This is a genomic window from Pseudomonas sp. Sample_21 (assembly GCF_004307525.1).
Lineage (GTDB): Bacteria > Pseudomonadota > Gammaproteobacteria > Pseudomonadales > Pseudomonadaceae > Aquipseudomonas > Aquipseudomonas atacamensis.
The window spans coordinates 104,587-120,614 of the sequence record NZ_RCNZ01000122.1 but is presented as its reverse complement, the minus strand read 5'-3'; the positions used below and the strand labels follow the sequence as shown (position 1 = coordinate 120,614).

16 protein-coding genes are annotated in these 16,028 nt (G+C 59.8%); 11 read left to right on the top strand and 5 right to left on the bottom strand.

What is annotated here, in order from left to right:
- Nucleotides 1–156: 156 nt before the first annotated feature.
- Together D8U71_RS23930 and D8U71_RS23925 are read right to left on the bottom strand one after the other, a co-directional pair.
- Nucleotides 157–1,377, bottom strand: coding sequence for a CaiB/BaiF CoA-transferase family protein (locus D8U71_RS23930; protein WP_130888825.1), 1,221 nt, complete (start codon nt 1,375–1,377; stop codon nt 157–159).
- A 14-nt stretch (nt 1,378–1,391) separates the two neighbouring features.
- A complete protein-coding gene (locus tag D8U71_RS23925) occupies nt 1,392–2,573 on the bottom strand; it encodes an acyl-CoA dehydrogenase (protein WP_024015035.1) in 1,182 nt (393 codons plus the stop codon).
- 157 nt (nt 2,574–2,730) lie between these two features.
- On the opposite strand from D8U71_RS23925, the gene D8U71_RS23920 reads away from it, so the two are divergent.
- The 10 genes from D8U71_RS23920 to D8U71_RS23875 all read left to right on the top strand — a co-directional run bounded on the left by D8U71_RS23920 (nt 2,731) and on the right by D8U71_RS23875 (nt 12,582).
- Nucleotides 2,731–3,630 carry a LysR family transcriptional regulator gene (locus tag D8U71_RS23920; RefSeq protein ID WP_130888824.1) on the top strand — a complete coding sequence of 300 codons (900 nt, stop codon included), beginning with the start codon at nt 2,731–2,733 and terminating at the stop codon, nt 3,628–3,630.
- Between the two features lie 434 nt (nt 3,631–4,064).
- Complete coding sequence (locus tag D8U71_RS23915; RefSeq protein ID WP_071173988.1) at nt 4,065–5,186, top strand: Re/Si-specific NAD(P)(+) transhydrogenase subunit alpha; 1,122 nt, start codon at nt 4,065–4,067, stop codon at nt 5,184–5,186.
- A 15-nt stretch (nt 5,187–5,201) separates the two neighbouring features.
- Entirely contained in the window at nt 5,202–5,522 is a 321-nt protein-coding gene (locus D8U71_RS23910) for an NAD(P) transhydrogenase subunit alpha (protein ID WP_003220416.1), read from the top strand.
- Nucleotides 5,522–6,955, top strand: coding sequence for an NAD(P)(+) transhydrogenase (Re/Si-specific) subunit beta (locus D8U71_RS23905; RefSeq protein WP_110644713.1), 1,434 nt, complete (start codon nt 5,522–5,524; stop codon nt 6,953–6,955). The genes D8U71_RS23910 and D8U71_RS23905 overlap by 1 nt, the downstream gene beginning before the upstream one ends.
- Nucleotides 6,956–7,169: 214 nt before the next feature.
- Entirely contained in the window at nt 7,170–8,663 is a 1,494-nt protein-coding gene (locus tag D8U71_RS23900; protein WP_130888823.1) for an acetyl-CoA hydrolase/transferase family protein, read from the top strand.
- Between the two features lie 322 nt (nt 8,664–8,985).
- Entirely contained in the window at nt 8,986–9,201 is a 216-nt protein-coding gene (locus D8U71_RS23895) for a DUF1127 domain-containing protein (RefSeq protein WP_007911656.1), read from the top strand.
- A 331-nt stretch (nt 9,202–9,532) separates the two neighbouring features.
- Nucleotides 9,533–9,850 carry a DUF2388 domain-containing protein gene (locus D8U71_RS23890; RefSeq protein WP_016772298.1) on the top strand — a complete coding sequence of 106 codons (318 nt, stop codon included), beginning with the start codon at nt 9,533–9,535 and terminating at the stop codon, nt 9,848–9,850.
- A 108-nt stretch (nt 9,851–9,958) separates the two neighbouring features.
- Nucleotides 9,959–10,276: a DUF2388 domain-containing protein gene (locus tag D8U71_RS23885; protein ID WP_122612906.1), complete on the top strand. Its 318-nt coding sequence runs from the start codon at nt 9,959–9,961 to the stop codon at nt 10,274–10,276.
- Between the two features lie 27 nt (nt 10,277–10,303).
- The gene (locus tag D8U71_RS23880) at nt 10,304–10,624 is read left to right on the top strand and encodes a DUF2388 domain-containing protein (RefSeq protein ID WP_071173984.1); all 321 of its coding nucleotides are present in this window, start codon (nt 10,304–10,306) and stop codon (nt 10,622–10,624) included.
- Nucleotides 10,621–12,582, top strand: a complete 1,962-nt coding sequence (locus D8U71_RS23875) for a DUF4105 domain-containing protein (RefSeq protein WP_130888822.1) — start codon at nt 10,621–10,623, stop codon at nt 12,580–12,582. The genes D8U71_RS23880 and D8U71_RS23875 overlap by 4 nt, the downstream gene beginning before the upstream one ends.
- Before the next feature lie 58 nt (nt 12,583–12,640).
- On the opposite strand, the gene trpA is transcribed toward D8U71_RS23875, so the two are convergent.
- Both trpA and trpB read right to left on the bottom strand, forming a co-directional pair.
- Nucleotides 12,641–13,450: a tryptophan synthase subunit alpha gene (gene trpA / locus D8U71_RS23870; protein WP_130888821.1), complete on the bottom strand. Its 810-nt coding sequence runs from the start codon at nt 13,448–13,450 to the stop codon at nt 12,641–12,643.
- Entirely contained in the window at nt 13,450–14,682 is a 1,233-nt protein-coding gene (gene trpB / locus D8U71_RS23865) for a tryptophan synthase subunit beta (RefSeq protein WP_016772302.1), read from the bottom strand. The genes trpA and trpB overlap by 1 nt, the downstream gene beginning before the upstream one ends.
- 113 nt (nt 14,683–14,795) lie before the next feature.
- Here trpB and D8U71_RS23860 point away from each other — a divergent pair, with 113 nt between their 5' ends.
- Nucleotides 14,796–15,713, top strand: coding sequence for a LysR family transcriptional regulator (locus D8U71_RS23860; protein WP_123441955.1), 918 nt, complete (start codon nt 14,796–14,798; stop codon nt 15,711–15,713).
- On the opposite strand, the gene D8U71_RS23855 is transcribed toward D8U71_RS23860, so the two are convergent.
- A complete protein-coding gene (locus tag D8U71_RS23855; RefSeq protein WP_039757078.1) occupies nt 15,686–16,012 on the bottom strand; it encodes a DUF883 family protein in 327 nt (108 codons plus the stop codon). The genes D8U71_RS23860 and D8U71_RS23855 overlap by 28 nt on opposite strands.
- Between the last annotated feature and the right edge of the window lie 16 nt (nt 16,013–16,028).

Genomic DNA, 16,028 nt, shown 5'->3' with positions numbered 1-16,028 from the left:
GAGTTTTCCGTTTCGACTGCGCCGGAAGTGGGGCGAATTATAGACCTCTGGAATCCGCCGTCAACCGTTAATTTCGCTTTTCTTTCAATAACTTGCGTATTGGTTAAAAAACACCCAATGAGATGAGAAAAGAGCTTCTTCTATATAGAAGAAGACTTAAAGGACGCCCTCCTCCTTCAACATAGCCACCGCACCCGCCCCCAGACCCAGCACACGCTGCAGAACCTCTAACGTGTGCTCACCTAATAAAGGAGGCGCGTGACGATATTCAACGGGCGTCTCCGACAATCGAATCGGGCTGGCCACCTGGGGCACCATCCCCGCCAATGCATGAGGCAGTTTGATCGCCAGACCGCGCGCCTTCACTTGTGGATCCTCAAACACCTGCGACAGATCATTGATCGGCCCACAAGGCACACCCGCCAGCTCCAGTTGTGCAACCCACTCCGCCGTGGTCTTGAAGACCGTAGCTTGGCGGATCAACGGGATCAGCACCGCGCGGTTCGCTACCCGCAGCTTGTTGGTCGCGAAGCGCGGATCATCCGCCCACTGCGGTTGCCCCGCGACCTCGGCGAACTTGCGGAACTGCCCGTCATTACCCACGGTGAGAATGAAGTCGCCATCCGCCGTAGGAAAGTCCTGATAAGGCACGATATTCGGATGCGCATTGCCCAGGCGCTTCGGCGCATTGCCGGTGGTCAGGTAGTTCATCGCCTGGTTCGCCAGACACGCGACCTGTACATCCAGCAACGCCATATCGATGTGCTGGCCGCCACCGTCGTGATCGCGATGAGCCAATGCCGCGAGGATCGCCACCGTCGAATACAGCCCGGTAAGAATATCCGTCAGCGCCACGCCCACTTTCACCGGCCCGGCACCGTCGTCTCCTTCGGGTCGGCCGGTCAAACTCATCAAGCCGCCGAGCCCCTGGATCATGAAGTCATAGCCCGCACGCTTGGCATAAGGCCCGGTCTGGCCGAAGCCGGTGATTGAGCAGTAGATCAGGTTCGGGTTGAAAGCCCTCAGCGACTCATAGTCCAGACCATAGGCCGCCAGACCACCTACTTTAAAATTCTCAATCAGAATGTCCGACTTTGCTGCCAGGTCGCGCACCAGCTTCTGCCCTTCAGGCCGGGTGAAGTCGATGGTGACCGATTGCTTGTTGCGGTTTGCCGAGAGGTAATAAGCCGCTTCCGACGTGTTCTCGCCGTAAGCGTCTTTAAGGAAGGGCGGCCCCCAGGCGCGGGTGTCATCACCATTGCCCGGGCGCTCGACCTTAATCACTTCGGCGCCAAGGTCGGCGAGGATTTGCCCGGCCCAAGGCCCGGCCAGTACTCGCGATAAATCCAGTACCCGCAGATGCGACAGTGCGCCCATGGTCCGCCCTCCTGTTAATAGAACGCTTGCAGACCGGTTTGCGCACGCCCGAGGATCAGCGCGTGAACGTCATGGGTACCTTCATAGGTATTCACCACTTCCAGGTTGACGAGGTGACGGGCCACGCCGAACTCATCGGAGATGCCGTTACCACCGAGCATGTCGCGCGCCATCCGCGCGATATCCAGCGACTTGCCGCAGGAGTTGCGCTTCATGATCGAAGTGATTTCAACGGCGGCGGTACCCTCGTCCTTCATCCGGCCCAAGCGCAGGCAGCCTTGCAGTGCCAGAGTGATTTCGGTCTGCATGTCGGCGAGTTTCTTCTGTACCAGCTGAGTTGCGGCCAACGGACGACCGAACTGCTGACGATCCAGAGTGTATTGGCGCGCAGTGTGCCAGCAGAATTCGGCGGCGCCCAGCGCGCCCCAGGAAATGCCGTAGCGTGCGGAGTTAAGGCAGGTGAAAGGACCTTTCAGGCCACGGACATCCGGGAAAATGTTCTCTTCCGGCACGAACACGTTGTCCATGACGATCTCACCGGTGATCGAAGCGCGCAGGCCGACCTTGCCGTGAATCGCCGGAGCGCTCAGACCTTTCCAGCCTTTCTCCAGAACGAAGCCACGGATATCGCCGGCATCGTCCTTGGCCCAGACCACGAAGACGTCAGCGATCGGGCTGTTGGTGATCCACATTTTCGCACCGGTCAGGCTGTAGCCGCCATCGACCTTGCGAGCCCTGCTAATCATCGCGCCCGGATCGGAACCGTGGTTCGGTTCGGTCAGACCAAAGCAACCGATCCATTCGCCGGAAGCCAGCTTCGGCAGATACTTCTGTTTCTGTGCCTCGGTACCGAATTCGTTGATCGGCACCATCACCAGCGAGGACTGCACACTCATCATCGAGCGATAGCCAGAGTCGACGCGCTCGACTTCACGCGCGATCAAGCCATAACTGACGTAATTCAGACCGCTGCCACCGTATTGCTCGGGAATGGTGGCGCCGAGCAGGCCGACTTCACCCATCTCGCGGAAGATTGCCGGATCGGTCTTCTCATGACGGAAAGCTTCGAGCACACGCGGCGCCAGACTCTGTTGAGCGAACTGGGCGGCGGTGTCGCGGATCATCCGCTCTTCTTCGGTGAGCTGTTGATCCAGCAGCAGGGGATCGATCCAATTGAAACTAGCTTTACCGCCCATGAGTGTGCCCTCGCAATCGGGTGAATTAACGTGGCATTGATCCTAGGCGCGGTTCGCCATCGCGGCAAACGAGGATTTCGCATTCTGTTGTGCTAATTTCTCACTCCGTACCGTCGCGAATAGCCTTTTATGCGGCGCATTAGTGAGGTTGACGTACATGCGCAGGAAGATCCCCAGCACCGCCGCCCTGATCAGTTTCGAAGCTGCCGCCCGCCATGAGAGCTTTACCCGTGCTGCTGAAGAACTGTCGCTCACCCAAGGCGCCATTTGCCGACAGATCGCCAGCCTGGAAGATTTCCTCAGCGTGGAACTGTTCCGACGCTCGCGACGTGGAGTGAAACTGACCGAGGCGGGTCTTTCCTACAGTCGTCGGGTGGCGACTCAGCTCGATGCAGTGGAGCGCGACACCCTCTCGGTAATGGGCCAGCAGGGCACCAACGTCATCGAGCTCGCCGTCGTCCCGACCTTCGGCACGCAATGGCTGCTGCCACGGCTCAAGGATTTTCAGCTCAAGCACCCGGAAGTGACCGTCAACCTGACCAACCGCACTCGGCCTTTCCTGTTTGCCGATACCGAATTCGATGCCGCGATCTATTTCGGTGATGCCGATTGGTCGGGTACCGAATCCCACAGGTTGATGGGCGAAAATCCGATGCCGGTGTGCAGCCCCTCCCTACTCGGCGATCACACGCAGCTGACAGCGCAAGCCATCGCTGAACTACCGCTGCTGCAGCAAACCACCCGACCTTACGCCTGGCGCCAATGGTTCAACTCGCAACAGCTGAATATTCCGCGCGACATGACCGGCCCACGCTACGAGCTATTCTCCATGCTTGCCCAGGCAGCCATGCACGACATGGGCGTCGCGCTGATTCCGCCGTTTCTGATCCAGCGCGAGCTGGCAGAGAAACGTCTGGTGGTTGCCAACCCTCAAGCGCTCTCCAGCATCAAGGCCTATTACCTGATGATTCCAGAGCGAAAGGTCGAATCGGCATCGCTGAAGGCATTTCGCGACTGGCTGGTAAATCAAGCGCAGAGCTACAGCCTAGAAGAATAAAGGCTTTGCGCAATACTTAACCCCGTAGTCAGAAAAACCAAAGCCCTACAGATATAACTATTTGTCGCTTTTGCGCAGACTGTATCCGAAAGTCGTACAGACGTCCCACAAGCTGCCAAACACGTGGCTTTGAGCCTCTAATGGCGACTCATTACTGCCCATTCACGCCACCGATGCGAATTTTTTTCAAATTCAGCCAGAATCCATGCAGGGCACGGCCTGCAAGGGGTTCAACTGGCCATCTGCGACATTCGGTCACGGCATGACTTGTAGTTAATTTTCCGTCACCCGTCATAATCCCTTGAAGGGCATAAAGTTCGCCTGCAAAATGCCGCGCCCCGCCCTGATTCGGCGGGATCGTGCTGATCGGCCGCCCCAGTCGCACCATCCGTAGTGCATGGGTTTACTCAATAAGATCACGCAGGAGATTTGACGTGCACATTGGTGTTCCTCTCGAAACCCAGACCGGTGAAACACGGGTTGCTGCAACCCCGGAAACCATCAAGAAGCTGATCAGCCAAGGCCATAAGGTCACTGTGCAAAGCGGCGCTGGCGTCAAAGCCAGTGTCGTCGACAGTGCCTATGAAGCGGCCGGCGCAAGCATTGGCAGCGCCAATGACGCGTTTGGCGCCGAGCTGATTCTCAAAGTGATCGCGCCAAGCGATGCCGAACTGACGCTGATCAAGCGCGGTGCGGTGCTGGTGGGCATGCTCAACCCATTCAACAACGAGACCATCGCGAAGATGGCCGAGTGCGGCATTACCGCGTTCGCCCTCGAAGCGGCGCCGCGTACCTCGCGGGCGCAGAGTCTTGATGTGCTGTCGTCGCAGGCGAATATCGCCGGCTACAAAGCGGTGTTGCTCGCGGCTCACTATTACCCACGCTTCATGCCGATGCTGATGACTGCTGCGGGCACCGTGAAAGCGGCGCGCGTGCTGATTCTCGGCGCGGGCGTGGCCGGTTTGCAGGCGATTGCCACAGCGAAACGTCTGGGTGCGGTGATCGAAGCCTCCGACGTGCGTCCAGCGGTGAAGGAACAGATCGAATCCCTCGGCGCCAAGTTCGTCGACGTGCCTTACGAGACCGATGAAGAGCGCGAATGTGCCGTCGGTGTCGGCGGTTACGCGCGGCCGATGCCGGCGAGCTGGATGCAGCGCCAGGCGCAGGCTGTGCACGAGCGCGCCAAGCAGGCCGATATCGTCATCACCACCGCACTGATTCCGGGCCGCAAAGCGCCGACGCTGCTCAGCGCCGAGACCGTGGCACAGATGAAACCGGGCTCGGTGGTCATCGACCTCGCCGCCGCCCAGGGTGGCAACTGCCCACTGACCGTCGCCGATCAGGTCGTTGTGGAAAACGGTGTGACCATCGTTGGCCCGACCAACCTCGCCGGTGAAGTCGCTGCCGATGCTTCGGCGCTGTACGCACGCAACCTGCTGGACTTCCTCAAGCTGGTGTTCACCAAGGAAGGCCAGTTCGACGTCAACCTCGAAGACGACATCGTCGCCGCGTGCCTGATGTGCCGCGACGGCCAAGTCATCCGCAAAAACGCCTAAGCAGGGATTCAGACGATGGAAGAGCTTATCTCCCCCGGTATCTACAACCTGATCATCTTCGTGCTGGCGATTTATGTCGGTTACCACGTGGTCTGGAACGTTACGCCTGCGCTGCACACGCCGTTGATGGCGGTGACCAATGCCATTTCCGCGATCGTGATCGTCGGCGCCATGCTCGCCGCTGCGCTGACCGTTACGCCGCTGGGCAAGACCATGGGCACGCTGGCCGTGGCACTGGCGGCGGTCAATGTGTTTGGTGGCTTCCTGGTCACCCGCCGCATGCTTGAGATGTTCAAGAAGAAAGCCCCGAAAGCAAAAGAAGAGGCGCCGAAGTAATGAGCATGAATCTCGTCACGACGCTCTACCTGATCGCGTCGATCTGCTTTATCCAGGCCCTCAAAGGCCTGTCGCACCCGACCACTTCGCGGCGCGGCAACCTGTTCGGCATGCTTGGCATGGCGTTGGCGATCCTCACCACGGTCGGCCTCATCTATAAATTGGGCGCTGAGCTGGCTACGGCTGGTATCGGTTATGTGATCGTTGGCTTGCTGGTCGGCGGTACCGCCGGCTCGATCATGGCCAAGCGCGTTGAAATGACCAAGATGCCGGAACTGGTAGCGTTCATGCACAGCATGATCGGCCTCGCGGCGGTGTTCATTGCTATTGCGGCGGTAGTTGAGCCGCAGTCGTTGGGTATCGTTAAACAACTGGGCGATGCGATTCCGGCAGGCAACCGTCTGGAGCTGTTCCTCGGTGCTGCGATCGGTGCGATCACCTTCTCGGGTTCGGTGATCGCCTTCGGCAAGCTCTCGGGCAAATACAAGTTCCGTCTGTTCCAGGGCGCACCGGTACAGTTCGCCGGTCAGCACAAACTCAATGCGGTTCTGGGTCTGGCTACGCTGGTGCTCGGCCTGACCTTCATGTTCACCGGCAACCTCACTGCATTCGCACTGATGCTGGCTCTGGCGTTCGTGATGGGCGTGCTGATCATCATCCCGATCGGCGGCGCCGACATGCCGGTGGTGGTGTCGATGCTCAACAGCTATTCCGGCTGGGCGGCGGCGGGCATCGGTTTTTCGCTGAACAACTCGATGCTGATCATTGCCGGCTCGCTGGTGGGTTCGAGCGGTGCGATCCTCTCGTACATCATGTGCAAGGCGATGAACCGCTCCTTCTTTAATGTACTGCTCGGCGGTTTCGGCAATACGGCAGACGCAGGTCCTGCCGGTGCGCAGGAAGCCCGTCCGGTGAAATCCGGCTCGGCTGATGACGCAACCTTCCTGCTGACCAACGCCGACACCGTGATCATCGTCCCGGGCTACGGTCTGGCAGTGGCCCGTGCACAACACGCACTGAAGGAACTGACCGAGAAGCTGACCCATCGCGGCGTGACCGTGAAGTACGCGATTCACCCGGTGGCCGGTCGCATGCCTGGGCACATGAACGTCCTGCTCGCCGAGGCCGAAGTGCCTTACGACCAGGTGTTCGAGATGGAAGACATCAACTCCGAGTTCGGTCAGGCCGACGTGGTGCTGGTGCTCGGCGCAAACGACGTGGTCAACCCGGCCGCGAAGAACGATCCGAAGTCACCGATTGCCGGTATGCCGATTCTCGAAGCGTTCAAGGCCAAGACCATCATCGTCAACAAGCGCTCGATGGCCAGCGGCTATGCCGGTCTGGACAACGAACTGTTCTATCTGGACAAGACCATGATGGTCTTCGGCGATGCGAAGAAAGTCATCGAAGACATGGTCAAAGCGGTCGAGTAATTCACCGCTGCAATAGCGAACGCCCCGACTTGTCGGGGCGTTTTTGTTTGCGCCAGACGCTGGACAATTTGCCGCGTTGTTGCAGATCCGGTAACGGTGTTTTACTGCAAACCCGCGAAATAGAGGCCTCGTTTGCGACCTTGGTAGCGGGACAGGCGCCGGCCAAATTAACTAGACTGCGCATCCTGCTACTCGTTGCCCGAGATAATAATCCATGTACCGTGACCGTATTCGCCTGCCTTCGTTGTTGGACAAAGTGATGAGCGCTGCCGACGCCGCTGCTCTGATTGAGGATGGCATGACCGTCGGCATGAGCGGTTTCACCCGCGCCGGCGAAGCCAAGGCCGTTCCCCATGCACTGGCCGAGCGCGCCAAGGTCACGCCGCTGAAGATCAGCCTGATGACCGGCGCCAGTCTGGGTAACGACCTCGACAAGCAACTGACCGAGGCCGGCGTGCTGTCGCGGCGCATGCCGTTTCAGGTCGACAGCACGTTGCGCAAAGCAATCAACGCCGGCGAAGTAATGTTCATTGACCAGCATCTCTCGGAAACCGTAGAGCAACTGCGCAACCAACAGTTGAAGCTGCCGGACATTGCCGTCATCGAGGCAGTCGCCATCACCGAACAAGGCCATATCGTGCCGACCACTTCGGTGGGCAACTCGGCCAGCTTCGCGATTTTCGCCAAACAAGTGATCGTCGAGATCAACCTGGCCCACAACGCCAACCTCGAAGGCCTGCACGACATCTATATCCCGACGTACCGCCCGACGCGGACGCCAATCCCGCTGGTGAAAGTCGACGATCGCATCGGCAGCACGGCAATTCCGATTCCGCCGGAGAAGATCGTTGCGATTGTCGTCACTCAACAATCGGACTCGCCGTCCACGGTGTCGGTACCGGACATCGACACCAACGCTATCGCCGAACACCTGATCACGTTCTTCAAGCAGGAAGTCGCGGCCGGCCGCATGACCAACAAGCTCGGCCCGCTGCAGGCTGGCATTGGCAACATCGCCAACGCGGTGATGTGCGGCTTGATCGACTCGCCGTTCGAAGACCTGACCATGTATTCGGAAGTGCTGCAGGACTCGACTTTCGACCTGATCGATGCCGGCAAGCTGAGCTTCGCCTCGGGCAGCTCGATCACCCTGTCCGAGCGGCGCAACAGCGACGTGTTCGGCAACTTGGAGAAGTACAAGGACAAACTGGTTCTGCGGCCGCAGGAGATCTCCAATCACCCCGAGGTGGTGCGCCGTCTGGGCATCATCGGCATCAACACCGCGCTGGAGTTCGATATCTACGGCAACGTCAACTCCACCCATGTCTGCGGCACGCGGATGATGAACGGCATCGGCGGCTCCGGCGACTTCGCGCGCAATGCGCATCTGGCGGTATTCGTGACCAAGTCGATCGCCAAGGGTGGCGCGATTTCCAGCGTGGTGCCGATGGTCAGCCACGTCGACCATACCGAGCATGACGTCGACATCCTGGTGACCGAAGTCGGCCTCGCCGACCTGCGTGGCCTGGCGCCACGGGAGCGTGCACGAGTGATCATCGACAACTGCGTGCATCCGGACTTTCGCCAGGCACTGAATGACTACTTCAGCGCTGCCTGTGCAATCGGCGGTCATACCCCGCACATTTTGCGCGAAGCCCTGAGCTGGCATATGAACCTGGAAGAAACCGGGCGCATGCTGGCGGTGTGATTCACACAGATAACCACCGAGGCAAACACAGTTTTGCCTCGGTAGATGCGCGCGAGAAGCAGGATTTCAAAAAAACTGTACTGCTGTACCGGTCTTTTCCTACAGCAAAGCCCTACTCAATCCCCTGATACGAGCGGAAATGCACCAATCAAGTGCGGACAGGTACAGTTTGCCCAATTTCGACCCGTACACCATCCATAAACAGTTAACTGCTCACTCACAATACAAATGAACTGTATCTACAGAGACTATCCAAACGAGAGGATCATGGGCACCAGTCAAACCACTACCTGATCCCGCCACAAGCGGAAGGATGTCAACCATGGAACGTACACTCAGTTCCGAACTGTTCTTCGAAGACAAAGCTGTAAACACCCAGGCTTCCCTGCCTCTGCGCGTTATTGCCAACCTGATGTTGTGGCAGCGCCGCATCTCCAGCCGCCACCAACTGGCCCGTCTGGATTCGCGTCTGCTGGCTGACGCCGGTATCAGCGAAGCACAACGCTACGAAGAGCTGAGCAAGCCGTTCTGGCGCTAAGCAGCGTCGCTGGCTCTGGTCGTCAGACCCACCGCCAGCAACCCGAATTGCACAAGCAGAACCCGTCGTGGGAAACCACGACGGGTTTTGTTGTTTCAGGGCCTTGAATGCTCTAAACGCATATATGAACGAGTACAGGTACAATTTACGAAATACTCGAACATACTGGTACAGTTATCCAGAACCTTTGAAGTATCACTGGCCACCACTGGGCGAACCGCATCTGGCAGCCTAATATCCATGCAGAACGTGGCGAACGTTGCGCAACAGGCGTCTGACTCCTCAGATACCGAGCCACCTCTCACTACGGTTTATCCAAAGGAGTTCCATCATGACCCGTCTTCGCCTGCTCAGTGCCGCCGCCCTGCTGGCCGTGGCTGCCAACGCCAGTGCTACCAGTTTCATCGTGACCACCGACTCGATCGTCGGCGCGCTGAAAGCCACTTCCGACGCCACTTCCGATGTGACCTCCTCGTTCCGTGACGACAAGATCGTCCTCGCCGCCCGCGACGATGCCGCCAGCTTCGTGGCCAGCGAAGGCGATATCCGCGGGGTGAAACTGGAAAGTGCGCTCGATCACATCCGCCATCAGGCGCCACAACTCAATGCCACCGATGCCCAATTGGCTCAGGCCATTCTGACCCTCTGATCGTTTGCGGTATTGCGGGACACGCCAGCCGTGTCCCGATGTTTCAACGCTGGCTCTGGCCCGGGCATTTGCGCTAGCCTTCAGGCTCGTTAACAGTTGTCGAGTCCCATGCGCTTTCTTCCAAACCTGCTCATCTCTTCTACTTTATTCACGGCCTGCTGGGCGATGTCCGCCAACGCCTTCGATGCTTTCAATGCGTCGACCCAAGGCACGGTGGTCAGCGGTTACGCGACCAGCATGGTGTCTTCTGCGCCGTTCGACCGTAAACTGCTGCTCGCCGCCCATGATGATGCGGCCGCCTTTGTTGCCAGTAACGGTGAATGGCGAGGCGCACGGCTGGAATCCGCGCTGCATTACCTGCGCAAAACCCGGCCGAAACTTCATGCCAGCGACCTTGAACTGGCAGAGGCAATTCTCGTCCAATAGTTATCCTTTTCCTTCCGGAGTCGTTCCATGCGTAGCCCGCTGATTGCTGCCGCCCTTGGCCTGTTTGTGTTGGCCGATATGGCCCAGGCGCACACCCTGGTAGCCACCAGTAACATCATCGTTCGTGCCTCCCAGCGCAGCATCGATTTCACTTCCGATACCACCACGTCGATTCGCGATTCGAAAATCATCCGCGAAGCCCACGACGACGCCGCCAGTTTCGTCGCCAGCAACGGCGACATCCGTGGCGCGCACCTCGAAGCCGCCCTCAACACCTTGCGCAATCGCGTGCCGGAAGCGCGCGACGCCAGTGATCAGGTACTCGCCGAAGCCATCCTCGCACTGTGAGGTCCATTGGCGCCTGGCTGCTGGCCGGGGTGTTGTTGCTGCTTGGCAACAGCGCCCACGCCGGCCTGCAATTGCGGCTCAAGACCGAGGGTCTGAGCCCGGCTCAACAACAGGCCAGTCAGGCGCTGATCGATGAGGCGATGGCGAAACTGCCGCCGAGCTTCATCGAGCGGCTGGATCGGCGCATCGACGTCGGCTGGACCGACGACATGCCAGCCAACGCTTACGGGCAGGCGACGCTGGTTTCCGAGCTCGATCTGAACCGCAAGCTGCTCGCCAGCCTCACCGATGGCAGCGCGGCGAAAGAGAAAACCAATCGCCCCCACGGCACTGTGCGGCAGGAACTGCTGGCCACGGTGCTGCACGAAATCACGCATATCTACGACCGCGCGCGTTTATGGCCGAGCGCCGAACGCACGTTGATCCAACGCTGCACCCGACGCTTCAACAGCGCCGGGCTGATCGGCATTCCCGATGAGTGTCGCGGGCAGAACGGTCGCCGCTTCACCATCAGCGACGACCCGCGCCTGCTCGATCTGGCCGGGTGGCAACAGTACGTCGGCCGCCGTGGCGAGCGTGAACAACACAACCGCCAGATCGCCCGCAGTCCGGACCTCTACGAGATTTCCAGCCCCAAGGAATTCGTCGCGGTCAACATGGAGTACTTCCTCCTCGACCCGAGCTACGCCTGCCGCCGCCCGGCGCTGTATCGCTACTACAAGGAACATTTCGGCTGGGCGCCGCCAGCGCAGGACACCTGCAGCAAGAGCTTCGCCTTTCTCAATGCGGGCAATGACTTCGCTAAGCAGCCTCTGGGGCAAGTCGATCCGGAACGGGTCTACGCGGTCGATTACCTGCTGGCCGAGGCCAATCAGAACTGGGTCAGCCGCTGGGGCCACAGCATGTTGCGCCTGGTGATCTGCGCCCCCGGTCGCCCGCGTGGCCCGGATTGCCGCCTCGACCTCGATCAACACCTGGTGCTGTCCTATCGCGCCTTCGTTGGCGATGTACAGCTGTCGAGCTGGGACGGACTGGTCGGCAAATACCCGTCGCGGCTGTTCGTGTTGCCGCTGGCGCAAGTGATCGACGAATACACCAAGACCGAGCTGCGCAGTCTCGCTTCGGTGCCGCTGAACCTGTCTCGCGAGGAAATCGAAGGCGTCGTCGAACATGCTGCCGAGATGCACTGGAGCTACGACGGCAACTATTTCTTCCTGTCCAACAACTGCGCGGTAGAGGGTTTGAAACTGTTGCGCAGCGGCAGCAATAACAGCCAACTGGTCGGGCTAGACAGCATCATGCCCAACGGCTTGCTGGAAGTGCTCAAGGGCCGTGGTCTGGCCGATACCAGTGTGCTCGACGATCCGAAAGAAGCGCTGCGTCTGGGTTACCGCTTCGACTCGTTCCGCGATCGCTATCAAGCGATGTTCGATGTATTGAAGAAGCAGCTGCCGATCAAGCAGACCACTGTCGAAGACTGGCTGTCACTCAGCGCTGAACAACGCCGCGAATGGTTCGACCGCGCCGACCTGCGCACCAGCGCGGCGCTGTTGCTGCTCGAGCAAGCCAGTTTCCGCCGGCAGTTGTTGCTGGCTCAGGATGAGGTCAAGCAACGCTACCTTGGCGCCCGCGAGCTGGAAAGCGGCGGCATGGACAAGGCTAACGCGACCTTGCAGCAGATCCTCGCCAACAGTGGTTTCCTCAGCCGCCCGGCGGAACTGCTCGACTCCAAGGGTTACGGACTGCCCCAGCCGAGCGAGTTCGGCCGACTGGAAGCGGAAAGCAGCCAGCGGCAGAAGAAGCTGCTGGCGCTGTCCGGCGATCTCGATACTGAAGTGCGCAAGCTGCTCGAACCCAAGCGCGCCGCCGAGATTGCCGCCAGCGAGGCCAACGTGAAGCAGATTGGCGAGCATTTGCGCAAACTGCACAAGGCTTCGGGCGGACTGCAATTACCCTGAGCACAAAAAAAGGCTTCAGAACGCCTGTTCTGAAGCCTTTTTGTTTTCCCCTGCGGCTTTAGACGCGAGCAGTGCGCACGCCTTGGGACAGCGCCGAACACAGACTCAACACGCCATCGATGGCCTGCTCAGGCGTATCGGCACTGGCGATGTGATCAATCAGCGCCGAGCCCACCACCACACCGTCAGCCAGACGCGCGATGGCTGCAGCCTGCTCCGGTGTACGGATACCGAAGCCAATGCTGATCGGCAGGTCGGTATGCCGACGCAGACGTGCAACCGCCTCTTCCACATGTTCCAGAGTCGCTGCACCTGCGCCGGTGACACCCGCGACCGACACGTAGTAGACAAAACCGGAACTGCCGTTGAGCACACGCGGCAGACGTGCGTCGTCGGTGGTCGGCGTGGTCAGGCGGATGAAGTCCAGGCCAGCAGCCTGCGCCGGGTCGCACAGCTCTTCGTTGTGCTCTGGTGGCATGTCGACCACGATCAGGCCGTCAACGCCAGCCTCTTTGGCTTCGGCGATGAAACGCTCGACGCCGAATTTGTGAATCGGGTTGAAGTAGCCCATCAACACCAGCGGCGTGTCGCTGTTGCCTTCACGGAACTCGCGAACCATTTGCAGGGTTTTCGCCAGATTCTGTTTGGCGCCCAGTGCGCGGATATTGGCCAGCTGGATCGCCGGGCCATCGGCCATCGGATCGGTGAACGGCATGCCCAGCTCGATCACATCGGCACCTGCGGCAGGCAGGCCTTTGAGGATTGCCAGCGAAGTGTCGTAGTCAGGATCACCGGCAGTGACAAAGGTCACCAGCGCGGCGCGGTTCTCTTGCTTGAGGTCGGCAAAGCGGGTTTGCAGGCGGCTCATCAGTGTTTCTCCTGCTGCGACTGTTGCATATGGTGCATCACGGTTTGCATGTCCTTGTCGCCACGGCCCGAGAGGTTGACCACCATCAGGTGATCCTTCGGCAGCTTCGGTGCGCGCTTGAACACTTCGGCCAGGGCGTGGGCGCTTTCCAGGGCAGGGATGATCCCTTCCAGACGGCAGCATTTGTGGAACGCTTCAAGGGCTTCGTCGTCGGTTACCGAGGTGTACTGGACGCGGCCGATGTCGTGCAACCAGGCGTGTTCAGGGCCGATGCCCGGGTAATCGAGGCCGGCGGAAATCGAGTGGGCGTCGATGATCTGGCCATCGTCGTCCTGCAGCAGGAACGTGCGGTTACCGTGCAGCACGCCCGGCACCCCGCCGTTCAGGCTGGCCGCGTGCTTGCCGGTTTCGATGCCGTAACCGGCGGCTTCGACGCCGATGATCTCGACGCTCTTGTCATCGAGGAACGGGTGGAACAGGCCCATGGCGTTGGAACCGCCACCGATGCACGCCACCAGACTGTCCGGCAGACGACCTTCCTGAGCTTGCAGTTGATCGCGGGTTTCCTTGCCGATGACGGCCTGGAAGTCGCGAACCATTGCTGGATAAGGGTGTGGGCCGGCCACGGTGCCGATCAGGTAAAAGGTGTTGTCGACGTTGGTCACCCAGTCACGCAGGGCTTCGTTCATCGCGTCTTTGAGGGTGCCGGTGCCGGCCACGACCGGAATGACTTCAGCGCCGAGCAGCTTCATGCGGAAGACGTTGGCCTGCTGACGTTCGATGTCGGTGGTGCCCATGTAGATCACGCAGTCCAGACCGAACCGCGCAGCGACGGTGGCCGTGGCCACGCCGTGCATGCCGGCGCCGGTTTCGGCAATGATGCGCTTCTTGCCCATGCGCCGCGCCAGCAGAATCTGGCCGATGCAGTTGTTGATCTTGTGCGCGCCGGTGTGGTTCAGCTCTTCGCGCTTGAGGTAGATCTTCGCGCCGCCGCAGAATTCGGTCAGGCGTTCGGCGAAATACAGCGGGCTCGGACGTCCGACATAATCACGCTGGAAGTAGGCCAATTCTTCCTTGAATGCCGGATCTTCCTTGGCCGCTTCGTATTCGCGGGCCAGGTCGAGGATCAATGGCATCAGGGTTTCCGCTACATAACGGCCACCGAACGCACCGAACAGGCCGTTGGCGTCAGGGCCGTTACGCAGATCAGAGGTGTTCGAAGTCTGGGTCATGGGTCGCTCCAGGTGAATTCGGTCAGAAGACAATGACGATCACTCTACCCCTGACTTTCCAGGCTGAAAACCGATAAGATCGCCACAACCTGTCAGGAAAACTCACAGATACCATGAGCCATGACCTTCCCCCGCTGAATGCCTTGCGCGCCTTCGAGGCCACCGCTCGTCTGAACAGTGTGAGTCAGGCTGCCGAACAGCTGCACGTCACCCACGGCGCGGTCAGCCGCCAGCTCAAGGTGCTTGAAGAACATCTAGGGGTGAGCCTGTTCGTCAAGGACGGACGCGGCTTGAAACTCACAGATGCCGGAGCGCGTCTGCGCGATGCCAGCGCTGAGGCGTTCGATCGGTTGCGCAGTGTTTGCGCCGAACTGACGCAAAGCACAGCGGATGCGCCGTTCGTGCTGGGTTGTTCGGGGAGCCTGCTGGCGCGCTGGTTTATTCCGCGCCTGGGGCGGCTGAATGCCGATTTGCCGGATCTGCGTCTGCACCTGTCGGCCGGTGAAGGCGATCTCGATCCCCGGCGCCCGGGCCTCGATGCGCTGTTGCTGTTCGCCGAACCACCGTGGCCCGCCGATATGCAGGTCTATGAACTGGCGGCGGAACGCATCGGCCCCGTAATGAGCCCGTTGTATAGCGGTTATCAGAAGCTGCACACCGCTGTGGCCGCAGATCTTTTTGATGAGCCCTTGCTGCACACCACCTCTCGCCCACAAGCCTGGCCCAGTTGGGCGCAGCAAAACCACCTCAACCCCAAGGCGTTGAAGCTCGGGCAAGGTTTTGAGCATTTGTATTATTTGCTGGAGGCGGCTGTTGCAGGTCTCGGCGTCGCAATCGCGCCGGAGCCGCTGGTAACCGAAGATCTGAAGGCGGGTCGCCTGGTTGCGCCGTGGGGCTTTTGCGAAACCCCGGCGCAACTGGCGTTGTGGCTACCCAAGCGCGCCGCAGACGGACGCGCCCGGCAACTGGCGCAATGGCTCAAGAACGAGCTGCGCCAGACTGATCACTCACCGCGCTTGAACAAAAAGTAGGCGGCGAGCAGACCGATTGCACCGACAGCCACGCCGGCCGTGGTCCATGGGTGTTCCTGCGCGTAGTCACGAGTGGCAATGCCGGTCTCGCGGGTTTTCACTTTGACTTCTTCGTACGCGTCGCTGAGCAGATGACGGGAATGTTTCAGCGCACTTTCGGCGTTGCTTTTCAGCGCCTTGAGGGTCTTGCGCGACTCGTCCGAAGCATCGTCTTTCAAGCTTTCCAACGATTTGAGCAGACTCTCGATCTCGGCTTCCATGCTTTGCAACGAGGCTTTACGTAAAGAGGTGTTGGCCATGGTGGCTCTCCTGCAT